Below are 18535 nucleotides of genomic sequence, written 5' to 3'. Positions count from 1 at the left end.
AATAAATGTCCGTTAATGTTTAAAACGGAAATAATAAAGGCAGCACAAATATCATAATAATTCCCATAATAATTTGCAGCGGGAGCCCGACTTTTACGTAATCCATGAAAGTATATTTACCGGCCGACATCACAAGCGCATTGGGCGGTGTGGAGAACGGCGAGGCAAAACACATGCTGGCACCTACCGTAACGGCAAGCAGGAACGGGTAGGGGCTTACACCGATGGATATGGCAGACTGTAATGCGATGGGGGCTACGAGTACGGCTGTTGCCGTATTACTGATAAACATCGTCAGCAACGAAGTCGTGAAATAGATCCCTGCCATCAGGACCAACGGACCGTAATTGCCCAGTCCTCCGACAAGTCTTTCGGAAATAAGCGATGATGCTCCTGTTTTCTCCAATGCCAGCGACATCGGCAGCATGGCGGCTATCAGGACGATACTTTCCCAGTTGATTGTCTTGTAGGCATCTTCCACATTCCGGAAGCATCCGGTCAGTACCATCAGTATGGCAGCTATCAATACGGCAGCGACCGGAGGGATAGGGATAAAGTCGAATACCATGGCGGCGATCATCAGGACCATGATACCGGCTGCAACGGGGGCTTTATAATCGAGTGTCACTTTGGAGGCCTCTTCGACAGGCTGGCCGAGTACTACCCATTGTGACTGCTTCTTGCTCATACGGGCAATATCGTCCCAGGTTCCTTGTATCAGCAGGATATCGCCGGCATGCATCTTTATATCTTTCACATCGGAAAGGATATATTCGTTTCCGCGTTCTATTCCCAGAATGTTTACGGAGTATTTATCACGGAAGCCGGAGTCTTTAACGGCTCTGTTGATCAGTTTGGAGTCGGGCATCAAGAGGACTTCGGCAATACCGATTTCGCGAACGCTCAGTTTCTCGTTATCTCCGGTAAATTCCGAAACTTTCGATTCCGTCAGGTCCAGCCGGTTTTCTTTTACGAATTTGTCAATATTATGGTAGTCTCCGAATACATATAATATATCTTCTTCCTGAATTTCCGTTTCGGGGCCTGCCAGTTTCTGGTCGACTGTCTTCATGAAGCGGCTTTGTGAGGAAGACTTGCGCCGTATTTCCAGAATGGTGAGGTTGTAGAGGCTGGTGATATTTAATTCATGCAGTTTCTTATTCTTTACCAATGAGTCTTTGTGAACACGTACACGGTACAGGTTATCGGAAAGGCTGTATTTTTTTGACAGTTCCTGGGGTGAACGTCCGGTAGATGTATCATTCTTTTTGGTATCTTCTTTCTTTGACAGAAACCATTTGCTGAGTGGGATCAGAACAATGAGGCCTACCGTTATACAGACTATACCGATCGGGGTGAACGAGAAAAAAGAGAGAGCATTGTATCCGGCATTGGAAAGAGCTTCCTGCACCACAAGGTTAGGAGGCGTACCGATCAGGGTGGCCATGCCTCCCATACTACTTGCAAATGCAAGCGGCATAAGGAAACGGCTCGGACTGATGTTGGCATTGACTGCCATACTGACAACAATAGGGAGCATCAGCGCGACTGTCCCGGTGTTGCTGACGAATGCGCCGATAAAAGCTGTCACCAGCATGATTAATATGAATAGCTTGATTTCGCTCGTACCTGCCAGATGAAGTATTTTACTGCCGATCATTTTTGCCAGTCCGGTTTTGAAGATAGCTCCGCCTACGACAAACAAACCGACCATCATGATGACAACGGAATTGGAGAAACCGGAAAGCGCTTCCTCCGGTGTGAGGATATTAAACACCATTAACAAGACCAGTGCACAAAGTGCAACAAGGTCTGAACGTATTTTCCCATTGACAAAAAAGACTGCCGACAGGGCCAGAATAATAAGAGTTGTTATCATAAAATGTACTTAAAATGGTTTTTACTGAAACGAATTCCTCCAGTATAGTTAACTGAAAAAGACACCCATATGTTTACCCGATACTTCAATTTTTATGCAAAAATAGTAGAAAACGGAATACAACCTACATAAATAATTGCATGGCAGTAATGAATATACTATCTTCGCGAAATTGTTAACAACGACTGATGTAAAGAAATGAAGAAGTGTTTTTGTCTCATTGTGGCCTTATTGTGTTTTAGTCTGTCTGTAACTGCCGCTCCGTTAACCCGTATCAAAGGGAAAATTGTGGATGCCGGAACAAATAAGCCTTTGGATTTTGCAGACGTTCTCCTTTTTAAAAAGGGAGATGATAATCCTGTGTTTCATGCTTTGCCCGATATGGACGGAAGTTTTGGAATTGCAGATGTGAAGAACGGGGAATACAGCCTGATGATCCGGTTGGTTGGCTACGATTTGTTTACCCGGCAGAATATTGTGCTCGCATCATCGTCGGAAATAGTCGACTTGGGTACGATTCCTATGAAACCGCTTGAAGTCGGGCTTGCCGAGGTGGAAGTCGTGGCGCAAAAGAAACAGGTCATCTATAAACTGGACAAGAAGATGATCGAGGCCTCTTCGAATATGCTGGCAAGCGGAGGAACGGCTGTCGACATTCTGGAGAATACGCCGTCTATCCGCGTGGATGCCGAGGGCGAAGTATCTTTCCGTGGAAGTACGGGGTTTATGGTGTATGTAGACGGTAAGCCGAGCGTGTTCAGTGGGACACAGGCTCTGGAACAGATCCCTTCCGGCCATATTGAAAATATCGAGATCATAACGACTCCTTCCGCTCGCCATGATACAGGGGGCGATGTCGGAATCATCAATATCATTACAAAGAAGCACGCACAGCATGGATTCAGCGGAATGGTCAACCTGACTGGTAGCACATTTTTGTCGAGAGGGGTGGATTTCCTGCTGACGCAACAGAACAAATCATCCCGCTGGTATTTTGGCGGAGGCTGGACCGACCGTTTGCGGAAAAGTGATTTTGACCAGGAAAAGACTACGATCGTTGCCGATACCGCAACGACATCCCATTCGAACGGTCCTCGTGAAAGTAATAATTTCAACTATTCCCTGAAAGCCGGCTGGATGTATACATTACCTCATACGACGTTCAATGTTGATCTGGAAGGTGGTTATGGCGGTCGTACCCGTACCGGCGACCTGGATTATACGGAGGAACGGGTGGTCGGCAGCCAACCTTTTGCCAATGGCGATTATTATAGTCGCGACGATTATGACCTGCATGAAACTTATTATCAGGGGAGTGTCGGTTTCGACCATAAGTTCAATGATAAGGGACATCAGCTGACTGGTAGTTTTTATCTGAAATATGGGGGGAATGCCATGGAGTATTTCCAGAGCGACTTGTTTAATAAAAAGAATGAGCGCGAACAAGGGCACCGTGCCTGGGAGGACGAACATCGCTGGACGGTTCGTGGTAATATGGATTATATCTATCCGTATAGCAAGACCGGCCATATTGAAGCGGGTTACCAGTATTTCTCTTACCTGGAGGATGGCGATTACAGCATGCAGTTCTGGAGTCCTGAAAAGCAGGAGTTTTATTGGCGGGATGATATCTACAATACTTTCTATTTCCAGCACGGGATCAATTCGATCTATGCGATTGTCGGCGACAGCTATAAATCGTTCGATTTCCAGGCTGGTGTAAGAGGGGAGCATACGCATCGTGTGCTTCGCAGTTCCATTCCCGGTAAAGACCGTGAATATAATAAGTTTGAGTTTTTCCCTTCGGTACATCTGGGATATACGTTCCCGAAAGATCATAAGCTGATGGCTTCCTATTCACGACGTATCACACGGCCGGAACTTTTTTTTATGGAACCTTATATTACCTATCGCGATTATTATTCGGCAGAAATCGGTAATCCGGATATCCGTTCGGAATATATCAACTCTTTCGAACTTAATTATAAGAAGAATATCGGTGAGCATACGGTTTCCGCTACGGTTTTCCATCGTAGCCGGAAAGATAAGATCGAGCGTTTGCGCGTTCCTTATGAAGCGGGTGTGACGTTGGACTCGATGGCGAATGTCGGTCACGATTATTCGACCGGACTGGAGTTGAGTGGCCAGGTTCAGCTTACCCGTTGGTGGAATGTGAACCTGAATGGTAGCCTGTATCATTACAAAGTAAAGAACCAGTACAAACTGAACGGAACGAACGAGAAGAGCACGAATTACGATATTATCTGGAATAATGCCTTCGACCTGGGCAAATCGACCCGTATCCAGTTGGACGGTAATTTTGTCGGCCCTTCCGTGACTACGCAGGGACGGACCGATGCTTTCTGGTATGTGAACCTGGCTCTCCGGCAGCAATTGATGAACCGCAAATTGTCTGCTACGCTGGCTTTCCGCGATGTCTTCAATTCGGCCCGTTATGTCAGCAAGATCACCACATCCGACCTGCAATCCATCACCCGGATCCGTCCGAACTATCCGCTTATCACGTTGACGTTAAGCTATACCTTTAATAACTTTAAAGTAAAGAGTTCACAGAAACGGGAAGATCATGATTTGTTTGAAGGAACGAATCATTAATTGATATATTGGAATAAAAGGTAAGCATTCCCATCAAAGATCGTAACCTGCTTTCCGAAATTGTCCGCAAATTTGGCTGGGCATGTAGTGATCCCAGGTCAAGCCCGGGATCATTGGATAGTGACTTTTTACGCTATATCAATCAGCTTATGTGTCTGTAAACTGAGTTGCCATTCCGGGTGTTGGAGGATATAGTTGACTATCTCCATCGTGTTCCGGCAGGAGCAGGGTTGGAGGAAGTGGTATTTGGCTGGCAGTTTGATGTAGGATGACAGATCCTGTCCCAGATAAACAACCTTGACTTCATCCATATGGTCAATTTTGAGCGGTGCTCCTTCTTTGGGCGAACAAGTCACCCAGTCGATGCCTTTGGGTAACGGGCGTGTACCGTTTGTTTCTATACATATATATTTACCCGCTTTGTGAAGCATGTCGATAAATGCTTCGTCGATCCATAAAGCAGGTTCCCCACCGGTCAGTATGACCATGTCTGACGGATAAGCGGAGATTGCCTCCAATATCTCTTCGTCCGACATCAATGTACCTTCTTCGTGTTCGGTATCGCAAAACGAACATTTCAGGTTGCATCCGGAAAAGCGGATGAAAACAGCGGCTCTGCCGGTATAAAAGCCTTCCCCTTGTAGGCTGTAGAAAATTTGATTAATCTTTCTCATAGATCGCAGTGTTTGATTCTGATTCTTTAACTTCAACTTTATAACAATTAGGTAGCTGGTCGCATATCCAGCGGGCCATATTCTCGGCCGTCGGATTGAAAGGCAGGACCTCGTTCAGATTCTGATGGTCCAACTTGTTTTTTATTGATTCTTTGATGTGACTGAAGTCGATGACCATGCCATCGGCATTCAATTCTTTCGAGCGACAGTAAACAGTGATGATCCAGTTGTGACCGTGCAAGTTCTCACATTTGCTGGAATAGGAGAGACGCAGGCTATGTGCTGCGGAGATCTCCATCCTTTTAATTACAGTGTACATGCTTAATTATGCAATTTAAGACGTTTATATATCGTATCTAATGTCACCTCGATACGGGTGCAAAAATACATAAAATCCCCGTGCCGTTAACTATACCTTATTATAGGATTTATTAAAAAAAGATTTATATTTTTGCATGTGTTAGAAAGTTGAATTTTTTCGTTTAGGAATGCTAAAAACGATATACAGGGAGAATAAGCAGCTGGTGGATTTTATTACTGCTTATGAATCAAGAAGAACCGTGTCTGTCTTCGTGACAAACCGATAATTAAACGGTGAAGTCCAATTGTTAAAAAATAGAAGAAGCTGCAAATAAGTTTCGATAATTTTAAAAATGTGTTTTATAATATCTTTTTTTATTTGTTCAGTAACATAAAATCCCGCATCTTTGCATGCAGATAACCTAAACAATCTTTTTGCCTTAAAGACTAATACCTATTAAAAACCTATAAAGAGGGCCTTTGAGAAAAGGCCCTCTTTATGATTTTTAACCACTTAGTAACCTGTTTCTTCTATTTTTGACGATATTTTGCTAATCGCTTCATTCAGTTTTTCTTCCGGAGGGATCACATTGAAGTTACCCCAGAAGCCTTCATCATAATTAAATTTTGTTTCAGAGAACACTGTCCGGGTCGATAATGTTTCTTTCCGGCCAAAACGGCTGACATTGAAAGTATCTGTTTTGCATGTCACCATCTCGAACCATACATGAAGGGGAGAACTGCCGAACAGTTGTTTTTTCTTTTTTACTTTGAAATGAAGGTCTCCTCTTACATGACTGATGTGATAAGTACCGTTCCAGGGTTTATAGGAAACGGTGTAGATAACCTTTTGCGGGATTATTTTCAGGTTACGGCTTTTCTTTTCAACCAGCATGCCGGCTGCATTTTTTACATATTTAGGGTGTATTTCGAATTCGGCCCGCAACAGCGCACTGTTTTCCGAATCGATATACAGGTTTCCTTTCAAGAGAGGGCTGTTGATGAAATCACGCTGCTCGAAAGAGATCACGTTTGCCATCCGGCCGTCTATTACCGTGATGTCGGAATGGGCATAGACATAGGGATAATTTACATCGCTTTCCGGCAGCAGGAAGTCGGGTGCATCCTTCATGATATCCAGCTGTATGCTGGCATTGATTCCGGACTTCATTTTTGCGATGATCGTATCTTTTTCCTGTTTGTTGGTGATACGGCGCATCTTCAACAGCTTAACCTGGTCGGTGACCGGACGGTTGGTGTACGCACTTTTGTATATTTTAAAAACTGCTTCCGTCAGGCTGACGAATTTGTTTTTCCGCTCGATACCTTCCCGGTAGAAAGTAGTCTGGTAGACGGGTTCCTGGGAATAGTTCAGGCTTTTGTGTTCCTGCATTTCCCGTAACAGGCGCAAAGGATTCACGATACGGATAACCACTTCCTGTATGGGAATCACTTTCGGTTCCAGTGTCAGCATACTGTAACGTTCTGCCAACAGTGAACTTTCTATTGCATAAGGCAGGTAGCCGACATGCGAGAAGTTGATCTGTGACAGGCGCAGGCTGTCGGGTAAACGCAGCCTGAACTCGCCACCCTGGTTGGTGACATTGCCGATGGAGCCGTCGTCGCTGACGCTGACTGTGGCAAACGGTATCGGTTCGTTGGTATATTTGTCCCGCAGAATGCCTTCGAGGGTAAAATACGAAACTGTATCCGGAAGGGCTGGTTGCAGTGCCTCCTTTACGGGTAGCGGTTCTACCGGGCGGGAGATCAGGATATGATTGCCGATCACGCGGAGATCCAGGTCACGGTTACCGATAATATGGTAGATGGCCTCTTTTATAGTGTATTTGCCTCCCGGTATTTTTACTACCTGTTCGTTGTCAATGATTTTGCTGTCGTAAATGAACAGGTAGCCGGAACGTTCGGAAACCTTTCCCAGTAACTGGTAAACAGTCTCCTTGCTTCGCGGAATTTGAATAAGGCGTTCGAGCACATCTTTATCGCCCTTATCATCTGCCTGCAAAGGGGAAGCTGTCATCAGCAGCATCCCGATGAGGATCAATAATAGACGATATGTAGCGCTCAGTTTCACCTTGTATCCTTTTTATCCCGTTAGTTCTCATGCAAAGTAATCACATTTTTGTCACGTGTACATTTCAGGTTCAGGGCAAAGCAGATTAACTCTGCCATTGATTCCGGCGAATTGTCGGAGAAGGTAACGGTGAGTTGCCTGTCCTCGAGTTCCGGTGTTGTCTGAAAACGGATATCTTCCGTATTGAGGTTGATAATGCGGAGGATATCGGCCAGCCTTTCATCCTTGAAACGTATTTGCCGGACATAGGTTGCAAATTGTCCGTGGTCTTTTGTTTCGCTTACTTCCAGCTTTCGTGAAGAGAGGGTGACGGTTTCACCTGCCTTGACGTAAACATCTTGTCCGCTCTGCTTCAGCGTCACCTTCACCATTCCCCTCTGTACGGACAGTTCAAACGGCTGGGTATTGTCGCTCTTTACATTGAACGCCGTACCCAACACCTCGATACGTGTATCTTCGGTTTCGATAAGGAAAGGACGCTGGCGGTTGCCTGCAATGTCGAAAAGAGCGTTTCCCTGTAAGGAGATCTCTCTCTTGTCCGCCTGAAAATGTTCCGGGTAATGGATGGCGGCGTTGCCTGCCAGATAGACGATAGAACCGTCTTCAAGCGTGGTGGCAAGGGTCGTTGTTTCCATGTTCTGCCGGGTAAGCAGGTTGCGGTCGGTTTCCTTATTTGTTTGATTAAAATAAATTGTAGACAGATAAATGCAGAATACTAGCATTGCTGCTGTTGCCGAAATAATTTTCCAGAGTGGAGGACGGCGCATGTCTCCATAAGGAATGATACTGTTTTTCTCCTTATGGTCCAATAAACCATCCTTTTCCAGGCGTTGGTAGACATTCTCCCATGCCCGGTCCGTTTTTCTGTTGTCCCTTTCTTTACGAGTCATACTGTTTGTGTATAATTCTCAATTTCTTTCCTGAGTGTTTGAAGTGCCTTGGTCATTTCAGCTTCCACTGTTTTGACGGACAGAGAGAGGGCGGAGGCTATCTCCGCGTATTTCTTACCTTCGAAACGCTGCATCCGGAAGATGCGTAAACGGCGTTCGGGCAGCTTATTGAGAGTCCTGTTTATCAGAGCTTCCAGTTCTTTGTATTCGAGTTGGTCCTGCGGGTCGGCCGGCTTGCTTTCCTGATTACCTGACAATACGTTTTCCCGGTAACGGTTGCGCACCTCCTGATGTTCGCAGTATTGGAGAGACTGGTTGCGCACGGCCCCGTACAAATAACTTTTCAGGGAACGGAACACTTGCAGTTTCTCCTTTTCTTTCCAGAATACGTAGAATAACTCTTGCACGATCTCTTCGGCGACGTCCATGCTGCCGGTGATACCGGCGGCGTAGAGGCAAAGAGGGGAGTAGTAGAGCCGGAAGATACCTTCGAAAGCTTTGACGTCCCCCTCTTTAATCTTTGTTAGTACGAATAAATCGTTCAGCATGCCGTGGATCTTAATGATTAGAGTCCTTCAAATGTACGAAAAGATATTGAAATTTATTTCTGTTGCTTTTTTAATTTGTTGACAGCACTTTCCAGTGATTCCGTAGGTTCGATGATATTGTAGGCTCCCCAGAAATCTTCATCCATAAAGTTTTCTACCTTGTCGGACAACGATTGTGTTTCCTTAAATGCCATCTTGTACGGAATGTTGGTTACGTTTTCTTCTTTTCCGTCTGTTACGACCATTTCCGAGATGATCGTGTAGTTGGTAGAGAATAATTTGCGTTTCCAGTCACATTTAAAACGTACCCCGTTGCGAATGTAATTCAGATAAGTTACGCCGTTGCGGTCCTTGTAGTTTACCAGATAGGCTACTTCAAGTGGGCGGAAACGTAATCCGAACGGTTTCTTCTTGAGGATGGCCTGGGTCGCTTTGTTGCGGTCGTCCATACTCAGGTTGAATTCGGCACGGGTGAATGAGAGTCGTTCCTTGTCTATGTAAAGTTTTCCGTAATACAGGGCATACGGCATGATGACCTGCGGCTTGAAACTGATTACATATTGCGGACGGTTGTCGATATTCGTTGATTCTTCCATTTTGAACAGGTAGTAGGGCAGACATTCCCTGTCGAGCAATACATCGGGGTTCTTCACGATGTCGCAAAGGATTGACAGGTTGGGGCCGCCGAGCAGTTTGACGGCAAGCGTATCGGTACTTCGCTGGCTCAATAGTTTACGGCCTTTGTAAATCTGTACACGGTCGCGGTCTATGGCTTCGTGATAAGGCGTTTTGTAAACGTCGATCACGGCTTCCGATATATTGATGTAGCGTCGGCCTTTCTGTGCCGTCTCACGATAGAAGCCGGTCAGCATATTCGTTTTCTTGCTGTAATTCTCCGGGATCTTCTTGATAGCCTCTTCCACGAGGTAACGCGGTTCTTTGGCATGGATGATGATCTCGTCGAGCATATTCTCGTAAGGCGTCATCCAGACGGTCAGGTCGGAGAGGTTCTTGCCGCTTACTTCTACCTTATTATTATAGTATCCGATATGGGATATTTCGACAGCCTTCACATGGGAAGCGTCTTTTATCTTGAAAGAGAATTCCCCGTCTTCGTTGGTGATAGTACCTGAAGTACTGCCGGGGATGGAAATGTTCACATACTCCAGCCGTTTCTTATTATTTTTGTCTTTGACAACTCCGCTGATGGTGATAAATTCCGGATCGGTATCGTCACGTACCGGTTGGTCCTGCGCCAGCAACGGACTACTACCTGCCACCAATAATAAGATCAGCAAAAAACCGATGGATTGTCTACACAGTGTTTTCATCTTTGTATTGTTTTAATGGTGAATAATCGTGTTTGTACTTATAAGATCGTTCAGGAAATGAATACCCTATGGAAAAAGTGAATTATTTTGATAAATCTTTCTATATTTGTAAGGCTCAGTCGGACAATTACATATACTAATATATTATCTTATGAAAACCAAACATGTAAATCGAAGAGATTTTTTTCGGCTTTCAGCCACTGCCGGCGTAAGCGCGATGTTAATTCCGGGAGCCAGGGCTACCGGTCTTCCCCAGGTGACTGCTAATGAAAATGAGATTCCTGTCCGTACGCTTGGCAGGACAGGTGTAAAACTGCCGATACTGAGTATGGGTGTGATGCGTGCCGACAATCCGAACGTGGTAAGAGCTGCCTATAATTCCGGTATATTCCATTTTGATACGGCCCACGGCTATCAGGGCGGGAAGAATGAAGAAATGCTGGGTAAGTTCTTTGCCGGGAAGCCGCGTGAGAGCTTCTTTATTGCTACCAAAGGAAAGTTCGATTATCCTTTGAGGGATGATTTCGAAGATTCGTATGAAAGATTGATCGACCAGAGTCTGCAACGCCTGAATATGGAACAGGTCGATCTCTTCTACGCTCATGCTCTGGATAAAGTGGAAGAGATAAAAGATGAGCGCGTGGTTGCCGTCATGAAGAAGTTTAAGGAGGATGGCAAAACCCGTTTCCTGGGCATTTCCATTCATGCCGGCAAACCTGAATTGCTGGATGCTGCCGTTGAAGCCGGTATTTACGATGTTGTCCTGCTGAGTTATAATTTCAAACTGTCAAATCTGAAAGAGACGGAAGAGGCCATAGCCCGTGCCGCTAAAGCCGGTGTCGGTCTGGTTGCCATGAAGACGATGACCGGTGGTACCGAAGACGCTGGGGGAAAGAAAAAGATTAACGCACAGGCCTGCCTGAAATGGGCCTGGAAGAACGAACATATCACGACTGCCATCCCCGGTTTCTCCAATTATGATGAACTGGATGAATGCCTGGTTGCTGCCCGCTCCCCGGAACTGACCGCCGGCGACCAGGAATATCTGGCTACCCTTTGCGGACAGGAAATGTTGTATTGCCAGCAATGTGGAAAATGCCGGGCGCAATGTCCTGAACATCTTCCTATTCCTGATATTATGCGGGCCTACATGTATGCTTACGGTTATAAATATTCGCGAATGTCGAAGGAAACACTTGGAGAACTGAATCTTTCGGCGGATATTTGTTCCAATTGTGAAACCTGCCAGGTAAAATGTCCTTCCGGCTTCGATGTTTCGACAAAGATTGCTGCGATAACGCCGGTGATGCAGGTGCCTGACGAATTTCTGACTTAATAAAACGAACGTATGAAACAGAGCAATTATTTGTTACTCTTTTTCCTGTTGTCCCTCTGTCCTTTAAAGGCGCAGACACCGGACGAGTTGAAATCGTGGCTGCCGGCAGTGGACGGCTGGGAGATATCCGGCGAGGTGGAGGTGTTTAATTCGGATAATCTCTTTGACCGCATCAACGGGGCGGCTCCGCTTTTCATTGAGAATAACTTCAGGGAAATGACTTCCATGGAGTATAAAAAAGGAAGCGAGTACATTACGATACAGGCTTATCGCCATGCAACGCCGGAAGATGCTTTCGGAATGTATGCTGCCGAACGTTCATCCGACCTGGCATATTTATCTGTCGGGGGAGAGGCGCAGGGAGATAAGACGAATCTGTATTTCTTTGCCGGAAATATGTATTTGAAGATGTGGAGTAATGCATCCGGCGATGTGTCGGAAGAATTGCAGGCGATAGGCAAGGCGCTTGCCGGAAGGTTGGATGCCGATGCCGGCTATCCTTCTGTTATCCGTTTATTCCCAGCGGAGGGGCAAGTACCTTATTCGGCTGCTTATATTACTTCAAATTTTATCGGCCATGAGTTTCTGCGTGCCGTATATACGGTGAAGTATGAAAAAGAAGGGCAGACTTTCCAGTTGTTTGTATTGGACGGCGGTTCTTCTGCCGGGGTTAAAAATATATTGACCCGGTATATGGCTTTCACCAAACAGGCGGATGAATTAAAAGAGGGTGCGTTGTTGGTAAAGGACCGTTATAACGGGGACATTCCGGTACTTTGGAAAGGACGTTACCTGATTGGCGTTTATAATGAGAATGGAGATACGGTTGCCGGTGGCGATGATTTATTGAAGGAACTGGCAGGAAAACTATAATATTATATGTCTGATTTTGATAAAGAGGATTTTGTGGGGGCTGTCTACCAGATGGTGAAAACGGTTCCGTACGGACGTGCTACCAGTTATGGTGCGATAGCCCGTGCTATCGGTTATCCGAATATGTCGCGGATGGTCGGCAGAGTGTTGGGAGGTTGTTCGGAAGTGGGAGTTCCTGCTTACCGGGTGGTGAACAGTCAAGGAATATTATCCGGCAAAGATGCTTTCGGTACGCCGACCGAAATGCAGGAAAAACTGGAAGAGGAAGGTATCCGGGTTGAAAACAACCGTATAAAAGATTGGAAAAAGGTCTTTTGGAATCCTTTGGATGAGATATCATTTGTTCCGTGACAGGCAACGGGTGAATTTCGGGAGTGAACGCAGAGACTCTATCTATTATGATGCTTATATCATATATTATAACACTGTATTCTCATATATTGTGATACTGGAGTCGCATAATATATGAGAATGCAGTATCATAATATGTGAGAATTTTCATGATATATCTTTTTTTACTTTACAGTAACCTGTAACGGTTGTTTTACCTTTTGGGCAAAGTCCTGGATATATTTGAACCATTCGGCAGAGTTCTTGAAACCCCATTTGCTCCATCCGGCTCCGGTATAATACGTATATTCGTTGCCCGGTGCATAAGTAGCATAAGCCAGTACATGACCGTCTGCTCCGCGTTGTTTTTTCTCAGCGTCAGAGAAGTTTACAGCTTTCGCATCACTCAGTTTTTCAGGGAAGACGGCTCCGATATAGATTTGTCCGTTTGTCGGGTCTTCCGGGTCGGCGTATGCAATGTAGCCGTTTGCGGCATCAGCCTGATAGTCTGTGCTCGGCTCGTGCAGTACGATACCGGTTACAAGTGGTGTCGCTTCATTCAGATTAGCAAACGTAAGCGTAATTTTGTTCAACTGCGAACCGGCATCCAGTGAAAGTATACGTGTTTCGATGATATTGTCATTCTCTTTTACTTTCAGCGGATTGTAAACCAATTTAACAGTGAAACGCAACGGGCCGTTATCCAGAATCTCATAGTCTTTGTAGCAATACGGATAAACGATGGAATCGTTAGAAAGAAGGGCGGAAGTACCGGCACCCAGTGTCGGGCCCACTTTATAATAATCCAATCCGTTGCCATGGTCGATATGGTAGGAAATCGAATTGGCCAGTTCCTGTGCTGCTTTCTTGTCTGTTTTGCGCAGTTCGGCTATTTGGGCTCTCGATTCCGGGTTCAGTTCAGTCTTATAACGCATGTCTACAACCGGTTCGGAAACACATTTAGTCCAGATATCATATCCGAAAGCTTGTTCGCCGGTAGCTTGCAAAGCCGGACCATAGGTACGGAAAGCGATACGGTCGTTTTCCCAGGCAATATCGTCCACACGTTCCGGATAGAACTTACCGCAGGCAACTGTGGCGAAAGCCTCGGGAGTACCTGGTTTAATCTTATAAGTAACGCTGCTGTTTGCGTTCACATCAACAGGGAAAATAATTTTCTTGTCGTATGTGATCTGATAAGGAACCTGCGTCCCGTTATTGTCGGAAATGATGAAAGATTCGCCATTCAGTTTGGCAATGGCATCCATTGAAATTTCTGTGACCTCCTTTGAACGGTCGATGGCAGACGGGTTCGTAACCGTTACATCTACGCTTTGCTCCTGTGTACAGGCAAATGCGGTAGCTGCTAAAAATAAGCTGATAATCTTTTTCATAAATAATATATTGTAGTTTATAAATATTTCGCCCTTATGATAAACAGTTCTAAAACCGGCAGTAAAAGTATGAATATTCGCGAAGTTTACAAAGTTCATCGCCGGTAAACAACTATTTTTCTACTTAATGGTTGTTCTTGTCATGCAGTAAAATTGTCTTTTCATCGTTTCTATAGTATGAAGTTGAAGCAGTGTTTACTTATTCTGATGTTGACAGGTCTTTTGCCGGTTCAGCTCTATGCACAGCATTGGAGTGAAGAAGATTCGGTGTGGTTGTCGCGTGTTTTATCAGGAAAGGATACGATACGGATTAATCCGGAGTTTCAGAAAGCTATCCGCGAAGGTAAATTGATTCATATGGAAGATGAACCCGGACAGCAGATACTGGAGGCCCCCTCTGAATTGCCTCTCCTGAAAGATTTCTCCGAATATTTGCATGCAGATACGGATAGCATACATAATAACGTGGATTATAAGTCGATGCCCCCAAGTGTTTACCGTCTCTATAAGATGGAACTGGATACAATTCCGAAAATAAACAAAGAGGCCTATACGCCTCCTCCCACACGACTTATCGACAAAAAAGAGATACAGATAGGCAAGCTGCCGGTAACGGCTGCGGCAGGAGGGAGGAACCTGTATTCTTCAGATGTGGTAAAAGACGGACAGAAGCGGGGAACCGTGGGCGGGTCCGTCAAACTCTATTTTTCTCTGGACGATATCTTGAAATGGATATTTTCAAAAGAGGAAAGGAATAAGCGGAGGAACCGTAAACGTGATGATACCTGGCGTTACTATAATGCCATGCCCTGACAGGTTTACTTTTTCTTCCGGAATGATTTGTGCATCCAATTTAAAATGCTAATTTTGAGACTGCTATTTCTCTGTTCCTGAATTTATTCCGTGCAGATACAGTAGTCTAAATGATAGTCTGATGAAAAAGTTATGTTACTTCATATCATTTTTGTTCTTATTGCTGACATTTGCCGGCTGTGAGAATGACGGCACGCTGAATGAAAACTCTGAAATAGTTGTGGTCGGTTTAGGTCATAAGGTTTATAACCTGCCTTTAGGAAATGAAATCCTTTTTACAGGAAACGATATAAAATGGTTTAACAGAGATACCAGAGAAATCAGGTTCTACGACCATTCGGTATTTAAGGAAAAGCTGGAGCAGTATGAAAAGATACTTGTTATATTGGCCGATACGGAGTTGTTTACGGCGACCAATGTATCCGATGTGATGGCGAGTGTGAGTACGGTTTATAACGACCTGGTGTTGTATTATGATACTGCTGAGGATAAATACTATCTGAATGACAGTTATCCGGCAAATATCAATGTGGAGCAAGTCCGGTTGAATACAGAAATACGTGAAGAAAACTGGGGATTATTCCTTTACCAGTTAGGGATAGAAGGCCGCCTCAAATAAAAAACTTCCGCCGGCCTGTGAACGAGCCCGACGGAAGTCAGTAATTAAGTTATAGCATTTATTTATTTACCTATTCTTCTTCTTTTTTATTAAGCCTGTAACTAAGCGCTCCCGACGGGCATTTGTTGATCTGTGCGATCAATTCATCAGTGGTTGCATTTTCTATTTTCACCCAGGGTCTTTCCTTGGGGTTATATACCTGTGGCAATGTTTTTACACAAATACCCGAATGCTGACAAAGGTCAGGCTGCCATATAATTGTCAGTTCGCCGTTTGAATATTCAATTTTCTTTCCCATATCTATATCGCTTTATCCTATGTTAATACCTCTCATTACTATGCGTCGCCAGTCCGGATGCTTTTGGATGTATCCGGCAATGAAGGGACACAACGGAACCAGGCGCAATTCTTGTTTTTCTATATCCTTCAGCACTTTTTCAGCCAGTTGGCTGCCGACACCTTTCCCTTCGAGGGCTACGGGCACTTCGGTGTGCGTAAGGTATATCTCGCCGTTCTTGGTTTTTATATACTCAATTTTCGGAACGTATTTGCCAATGTGAAATTCGTATTGGTGTCTCTCTTCGTTATCAATTAATTCATAATCGTCCATATCGCCTAATTGTTTTATTTGATTCTATATAATTCAAACAGTTTAGGGAAAGGCTTTGTTTATGGTTCTTACAATTCTTTTTATCAGAAAAATGAATGACGGAAGTTGCTGATTGTAAGCCTAAAGTTTGTTTATCTTTCAATTTATATTGAATAAGTATGGTTTTTATGAAACATTTTTAGTGTCAAGGTTGTTTCATTTATAAAGCAAAGTCATTTGTTTTGTGCGAAAGTTGAGTAATAATGGTATAAATAACTAATATAGGAGTCAAATGGAACATGTCCGTTTGATCCATTATTATTAGTTTTAGGTCACATATCAAAAAATGGAGTGTTATGAATAAGAATGACGTTGGTTCAAGTGCTGGTCAGATCTGGCGCTTGCTCGCAGAGAGAGGTAACATGTCTATCAGAAAGATTGGAGAGATGACTCATTGTAAAGAGTCTGTTATTTTTCTCGCATTGGGTTGGCTGGCCCGTGAAAACAAAGTACGTTTTTGTAGTGATGGCAGTGGAATGCTATCCGTCGAAGTAAATATTCCGCTAACAGAGACGTATTATTGATAGGAAGAGGATAATTTTTGAAGCGCAAACGGGAAAGGGATACAAAATGAATTGTAGCCCTTTTTGTTTGCGCTTCACTCTTCTATTGACGGTACTTGCAGCAAGCCGGGAGCTTGTTGTAAACACTGTCGTCTGCTTTATACTTATCGTTGTCGTGCCCGGCTTTGGCTATCGCTTTGGCAATGGCATCAGCAGAGGTCTGTTCCGGGTTGAATTGCAGATGGACCATTTGCGCTTCTTTATCCCATGAGGCGGAAGTGACTCCTTTTACGCTTTTGGCGGCATCTTCAATTCGTTGCTTGCACATGTCGCAGGCTCCTTTTACTCCGAACATGGCATGTTCACTTTGAGTTGGGTGAGCCGTGTTTCCGTCATTATTCATCATAGATGTTTTTCCTTCCAGCTGTGCACTGGCATCGATAGAGAAAACGCCATTGGTTACAATTTCTTCTCCATCCGAAAGTCCTTTTAGTATCACATAGGCATTGCCTAACGACGGACCCAGTTCCACTTCACGCATTTGGAATGTCGGGGTAGACATGTCCGGTTGTTTGACGTAAACGATAGACCGCTTGCCTGTCCAGAGTACGGCTGTCTGGGGAACGACAATCTGATCTTTATATCCTTTCAGGGGAGCGTCGACGATGGCTGTCGCATACATCTCCGGTTTCAGTTCCATACCCGGATTGGCTACTTCGACACGAACACGGGAGGTGCGGCTGGTCGGATTGACAATCGGATCGATAAAGGCAATACGCCCTTTAAATACTTTGCCGGGGAATGCCTGCATGGTGAATGAGACCGGATCTCCCTTACTCAGGAAGGGCAGGTCTGTTTCATAGGCATCGAACATGGCCCATACCTTTGAAAGGTTGGCAACATCGAATAGTACGGCTCCCTGCGAAACATAATCCCCCTGGCTGACCCGTTTCGACATAACGATACCGCTTGTATTCGATTTAATCTCTACGGTAGGAGAGGTGGTGCCGGATTGTTCGATAGCCGTTATCTGAGCATCCGTCATCTTCCAGAGTTGCAGTTTCTCGCGGGCAGCTTTTATTAAGGCGGGTTGCTGCATTTTGATCGCTTCCAGTAATTCCTGTTGTGCCGTAAATAAATCCGGCGAGTATAGGGTGGCCAGCGTTTGTCCGGCACGGACCGTTTCGCCGGTAAAATCGACAGCCAGACTTTCTATGCGGCCTCCCACATGGGCGGTTTGCGATTGCAGGCTCCGTTCGTCCGGTGCTATTTTACCGTACAGGCGCACTTCCTTAACCGGGTTTTCTTTGCTGACACGTGAGGTTTGCACATTAGCCAGTGCTATTGCTTCTTCCGATAACTGGATGGCGGAAGGGTCTGCATTCTCGTGGCCATTACCGCTTTTGCGTAAAGGAATCAGGTCCATACCGCATATCGGGCATTTTCCCGGTTTATCCTGTTTGATTTGAGGATGCATGGAGCAGGTCCATACGCCGTTTTCATCCTGTTGCAGGTCATGACTGTGGGTGTGTTCCGCAATGCTGTCATGGCTATGGTGTTCGTCGTTTACCTGGGGTGTTGTGGAGGACGGACTGAAGAATAACCAGCCTAGAAATAAACCGGCCATTGCAAACAGAATATATTGTACTTGTTTGGTTTTAAACCATTCTTTTATCTTTTTCATGTCT

General features: G+C 45.0%; 18 protein-coding genes. 7 read left to right on the top strand and 11 right to left on the bottom strand.

Annotated features, from left to right (window positions below; all coding sequences use genetic code 11):
• Positions 1 to 19: 19 nt before the first annotated feature.
• Positions 20 to 1879, bottom strand: a complete 1860-nt coding sequence (locus tag DWW91_RS15690) for an SLC13 family permease (RefSeq protein ID WP_122328279.1) — start codon at positions 1877 to 1879, stop codon at positions 20 to 22.
• 198 nt (positions 1880 to 2077) lie between these two features.
• Here DWW91_RS15690 and DWW91_RS15685 point away from each other — a divergent pair, with 198 nt between their 5' ends.
• The gene (locus tag DWW91_RS15685) at positions 2078 to 4495 is read left to right on the top strand and encodes an outer membrane beta-barrel family protein (protein WP_122328278.1); all 2418 of its coding nucleotides are present in this window, start codon (positions 2078 to 2080) and stop codon (positions 4493 to 4495) included.
• 128 nt (positions 4496 to 4623) lie between these two features.
• Here DWW91_RS15685 and DWW91_RS15680 read toward each other — a convergent pair whose 3' ends face one another.
• From DWW91_RS15680 to DWW91_RS15655, 6 genes are all read right to left on the bottom strand, one after another.
• Positions 4624 to 5169 carry a 7-carboxy-7-deazaguanine synthase QueE gene (locus DWW91_RS15680; RefSeq protein ID WP_010803415.1) on the bottom strand — a complete coding sequence of 182 codons (546 nt, stop codon included), beginning with the start codon at positions 5167 to 5169 and terminating at the stop codon, positions 4624 to 4626.
• Positions 5156 to 5488 carry a 6-carboxytetrahydropterin synthase QueD gene (gene queD / locus DWW91_RS15675; RefSeq protein WP_010803414.1) on the bottom strand — a complete coding sequence of 111 codons (333 nt, stop codon included), beginning with the start codon at positions 5486 to 5488 and terminating at the stop codon, positions 5156 to 5158. The genes DWW91_RS15680 and queD overlap by 14 nt, the downstream gene beginning before the upstream one ends.
• Positions 5489 to 5983: 495 nt before the next feature.
• Positions 5984 to 7516 (bottom strand): STN and carboxypeptidase regulatory-like domain-containing protein, encoded by a 1533-nt coding sequence (locus DWW91_RS15670; RefSeq protein ID WP_199722597.1) that lies wholly within the window; start codon positions 7514 to 7516, stop codon positions 5984 to 5986.
• Positions 7517 to 7581: 65 nt separating this feature from the next.
• Complete coding sequence (locus DWW91_RS15665) at positions 7582 to 8451, bottom strand: FecR family protein (protein WP_122328276.1); 870 nt, start codon at positions 8449 to 8451, stop codon at positions 7582 to 7584.
• Positions 8448 to 8999 (bottom strand): RNA polymerase sigma-70 factor, encoded by a 552-nt coding sequence (locus tag DWW91_RS15660; RefSeq protein ID WP_010803411.1) that lies wholly within the window; start codon positions 8997 to 8999, stop codon positions 8448 to 8450. The genes DWW91_RS15665 and DWW91_RS15660 overlap by 4 nt, the downstream gene beginning before the upstream one ends.
• A gap of 53 nt (positions 9000 to 9052) precedes the next feature.
• A complete protein-coding gene (locus tag DWW91_RS15655; RefSeq protein WP_122328275.1) occupies positions 9053 to 10330 on the bottom strand; it encodes a carboxypeptidase-like regulatory domain-containing protein in 1278 nt (425 codons plus the stop codon).
• Positions 10331 to 10481: 151 nt separating this feature from the next.
• Between DWW91_RS15655 and DWW91_RS15650 the strand changes: the two genes are divergently transcribed.
• The 3 genes from DWW91_RS15650 to DWW91_RS15640 are packed head-to-tail and all read left to right on the top strand — an operon-like array spanning position 10482 to position 12890.
• On the top strand, positions 10482 to 11666 hold the full coding sequence (locus DWW91_RS15650; protein ID WP_007659244.1) for an aldo/keto reductase: 1185 nt from the start codon (positions 10482 to 10484) through the stop codon (positions 11664 to 11666).
• 12 nt (positions 11667 to 11678) lie between these two features.
• On the top strand, positions 11679 to 12539 hold the full coding sequence (locus DWW91_RS15645) for a DUF6599 family protein (protein WP_122328274.1): 861 nt from the start codon (positions 11679 to 11681) through the stop codon (positions 12537 to 12539).
• A 6-nt stretch (positions 12540 to 12545) separates the two neighbouring features.
• Complete coding sequence (locus DWW91_RS15640) at positions 12546 to 12890, top strand: MGMT family protein (protein ID WP_007659246.1); 345 nt, start codon at positions 12546 to 12548, stop codon at positions 12888 to 12890.
• A 164-nt stretch (positions 12891 to 13054) separates the two neighbouring features.
• Here DWW91_RS15640 and DWW91_RS15635 read toward each other — a convergent pair whose 3' ends face one another.
• Entirely contained in the window at positions 13055 to 14263 is a 1209-nt protein-coding gene (locus tag DWW91_RS15635; RefSeq protein WP_044214660.1) for a DUF4861 domain-containing protein, read from the bottom strand.
• Positions 14264 to 14440: 177 nt separating this feature from the next.
• Between DWW91_RS15635 and DWW91_RS15630 the strand changes: the two genes are divergently transcribed.
• On the top strand, positions 14441 to 15076 hold the full coding sequence (locus tag DWW91_RS15630; RefSeq protein ID WP_048317010.1) for a hypothetical protein: 636 nt from the start codon (positions 14441 to 14443) through the stop codon (positions 15074 to 15076).
• 121 nt (positions 15077 to 15197) lie between these two features.
• Complete coding sequence (locus DWW91_RS15625) at positions 15198 to 15695, top strand: hypothetical protein (protein WP_048317008.1); 498 nt, start codon at positions 15198 to 15200, stop codon at positions 15693 to 15695.
• Between the two features lie 70 nt (positions 15696 to 15765).
• Here DWW91_RS15625 and DWW91_RS15620 read toward each other — a convergent pair whose 3' ends face one another.
• Complete coding sequence (locus tag DWW91_RS15620) at positions 15766 to 15993, bottom strand: (4Fe-4S)-binding protein (RefSeq protein ID WP_007659254.1); 228 nt, start codon at positions 15991 to 15993, stop codon at positions 15766 to 15768.
• Positions 15994 to 16005: 12 nt separating this feature from the next.
• Positions 16006 to 16305, bottom strand: a complete 300-nt coding sequence (locus tag DWW91_RS15615; protein WP_007659256.1) for a GNAT family N-acetyltransferase — start codon at positions 16303 to 16305, stop codon at positions 16006 to 16008.
• A 335-nt stretch (positions 16306 to 16640) separates the two neighbouring features.
• Between DWW91_RS15615 and DWW91_RS15610 the strand changes: the two genes are divergently transcribed.
• Positions 16641 to 16868, top strand: coding sequence for a winged helix-turn-helix domain-containing protein (locus DWW91_RS15610; RefSeq protein WP_046146903.1), 228 nt, complete (start codon positions 16641 to 16643; stop codon positions 16866 to 16868).
• Between the two features lie 82 nt (positions 16869 to 16950).
• Here the strand turns inward: DWW91_RS15610 and DWW91_RS15605 are convergent, their stop codons facing one another.
• Positions 16951 to 18531, bottom strand: coding sequence for an efflux RND transporter periplasmic adaptor subunit (locus DWW91_RS15605; protein ID WP_122328273.1), 1581 nt, complete (start codon positions 18529 to 18531; stop codon positions 16951 to 16953).
• Between the last annotated feature and the right edge of the window lie 4 nt (positions 18532 to 18535).

Source organism: Parabacteroides sp. AF17-3 (assembly GCF_003635445.1).
GTDB lineage: Bacteria > Bacteroidota > Bacteroidia > Bacteroidales > Tannerellaceae > Parabacteroides > Parabacteroides goldsteinii.
Note: the sequence above shows the minus strand (reverse complement) of the source record. Positions and strands in the feature narration are given on the sequence as shown.

What these genes read in the sequence shown, in the direction of transcription:
- DWW91_RS15640 (WP_007659246.1), top strand. Translation starts at nt 12,546, where the DNA reads ATGTCTGATTTTGATAAAGAGGATTTTGTGGGGGCTGTCTACCAGATG.
- DWW91_RS15635 (WP_044214660.1), bottom strand. Translation starts at nt 14,263, where the DNA reads ATGAAAAAGATTATCAGCTTATTTTTAGCAGCTACCGCATTTGCCTGT.
- DWW91_RS15605 (WP_122328273.1), bottom strand. Translation starts at nt 18,531, where the DNA reads ATGAAAAAGATAAAAGAATGGTTTAAAACCAAACAAGTACAATATATT.
- DWW91_RS15615 (WP_007659256.1), bottom strand. Translation starts at nt 16,305, where the DNA reads ATGGACGATTATGAATTAATTGATAACGAAGAGAGACACCAATACGAA.
- DWW91_RS15630 (WP_048317010.1), top strand. Translation starts at nt 14,441, where the DNA reads ATGAAGTTGAAGCAGTGTTTACTTATTCTGATGTTGACAGGTCTTTTG.
- DWW91_RS15625 (WP_048317008.1), top strand. Translation starts at nt 15,198, where the DNA reads ATGAAAAAGTTATGTTACTTCATATCATTTTTGTTCTTATTGCTGACA.
- DWW91_RS15690 (WP_122328279.1), bottom strand. Translation starts at nt 1,879, where the DNA reads ATGATAACAACTCTTATTATTCTGGCCCTGTCGGCAGTCTTTTTTGTC.
- DWW91_RS15655 (WP_122328275.1), bottom strand. Translation starts at nt 10,330, where the DNA reads ATGAAAACACTGTGTAGACAATCCATCGGTTTTTTGCTGATCTTATTA.
- DWW91_RS15610 (WP_046146903.1), top strand. Translation starts at nt 16,641, where the DNA reads ATGAATAAGAATGACGTTGGTTCAAGTGCTGGTCAGATCTGGCGCTTG.
- DWW91_RS15670 (WP_199722597.1), bottom strand. Translation starts at nt 7,516, where the DNA reads ATGCTGCTGATGACAGCTTCCCCTTTGCAGGCAGATGATAAGGGCGAT.
- DWW91_RS15680 (WP_010803415.1), bottom strand. Translation starts at nt 5,169, where the DNA reads ATGAGAAAGATTAATCAAATTTTCTACAGCCTACAAGGGGAAGGCTTT.
- DWW91_RS15665 (WP_122328276.1), bottom strand. Translation starts at nt 8,451, where the DNA reads ATGACTCGTAAAGAAAGGGACAACAGAAAAACGGACCGGGCATGGGAG.
- queD (WP_010803414.1), bottom strand. Translation starts at nt 5,488, where the DNA reads ATGTACACTGTAATTAAAAGGATGGAGATCTCCGCAGCACATAGCCTG.
- DWW91_RS15620 (WP_007659254.1), bottom strand. Translation starts at nt 15,993, where the DNA reads ATGGGAAAGAAAATTGAATATTCAAACGGCGAACTGACAATTATATGG.
- DWW91_RS15650 (WP_007659244.1), top strand. Translation starts at nt 10,482, where the DNA reads ATGAAAACCAAACATGTAAATCGAAGAGATTTTTTTCGGCTTTCAGCC.
- DWW91_RS15660 (WP_010803411.1), bottom strand. Translation starts at nt 8,999, where the DNA reads ATGCTGAACGATTTATTCGTACTAACAAAGATTAAAGAGGGGGACGTC.
- DWW91_RS15645 (WP_122328274.1), top strand. Translation starts at nt 11,679, where the DNA reads ATGAAACAGAGCAATTATTTGTTACTCTTTTTCCTGTTGTCCCTCTGT.
- DWW91_RS15685 (WP_122328278.1), top strand. Translation starts at nt 2,078, where the DNA reads ATGAAGAAGTGTTTTTGTCTCATTGTGGCCTTATTGTGTTTTAGTCTG.